This window comes from Desulfuromonas sp. TF (assembly GCF_000472285.1).
In the GTDB taxonomy this organism is placed as follows: domain Bacteria; phylum Desulfobacterota; class Desulfuromonadia; order Desulfuromonadales; family ATBO01; genus ATBO01.
Genome location: NZ_KI421425.1, coordinates 1 through 1,134 on the forward strand (window position 1 = coordinate 1; position 1,134 = coordinate 1,134).

The 1,134-nt window shown below is 59.0% G+C and carries 1 protein-coding gene; it reads right to left on the reverse strand.

All coding sequences use genetic code 11. The features are described 5' to 3' along the window. Positions 1–1,134: ribonuclease Y (gene rny / locus DTF_RS0117735; RefSeq protein ID WP_027716409.1), on the reverse strand; the 1,134-nt coding region annotated here is incomplete at its 5' end.

The following is a 1,134-nucleotide window of genomic DNA, read 5'->3' on the forward strand; positions in this document are numbered from 1 at the left end:
TTATTTCGCATATTCGATGGCCCGGGTCTCCCGAATGACGTTGACCTTTATCTGACCGGGATAAGTCATCTCATCCTCGATCTTGCGGGCGATATCTCTGGCCAACACATGAGAGTGGGCGTCGGAAACGTCCTCGCTGGAAACCATGACTCGAATCTCTCGACCCGCCTGAATGGCGAAACAACTGGTCACTCCACCGAAGGAGGTGCCGATGCGCTCCAGATCCTGCAGACGCTTGACATACGTTTCAAGCATCTCGCGGCGGGCGCCGGGACGGGCGCCAGAAAGTGCGTCAGCGGCCTGAACCAGCACAGCCAGCATGGTTTCGGGCTTTTCGTCCTCGTGGTGAGCGGCCAGAGCATGGACGATCTTGGGGGATTCACCGTACTTGCGCGCCAGGTCGGCGCCGATGACGGCATGAGAGCCCTCGATCTCATGGTCCACCGCCTTACCGATATCGTGCAGGAGACCCGCCCGCTTGGCCTGCTTTACGTTCAGGCCGAGCTCGGCAGCCATGATCCCGCACAGGAAGGCGACTTCCAGGGAATGCTGGAGAACATTCTGCCCATACGACGTCCGATATTTGAGACGACCGATCAGCTTGATGATCTCGGGATTGATGCCGTGCACCCCAACATCGAACGTCGCCTGCTCTCCCGCCTCGCGAATAGCCTCATCCACCTCCAGGGCGGCTTTATTGACTACCTCTTCGATACGGGCGGGGTGAATGCGTCCATCCGTAATGAGTCGCTCCAGGGCCAGTCGCGCAACTTCCCTGCGGACGGGGTTGAAACCTGAGATGATTACCGCCTCCGGCGTATCATCAATGATCAGGTCGATGCCGGTTGCCGCCTCAATTGCCCGAATATTGCGCCCCTCCCGCCCGATGATCCGCCCCTTCATCTCGTCGGTGGGCAGCGGCACAACGCTGACCGTCTTCTCGGCGACATAATCTCCGGCATATCGCTGAATGGCCAGCGCAAGAATCTCCTTGGCTTTTTTGTCTGCCGTCTCCTTGGCTTCGTCCTCAATTTGCTTGATGCGCTTGGCGGCATCATGGCGGGCCTCGCTCTCCATGGTTCTGATGAGCTGTTCCTTGGCCTCTTCCGAACTCAGCCCCGAGAGGCGCTCAAG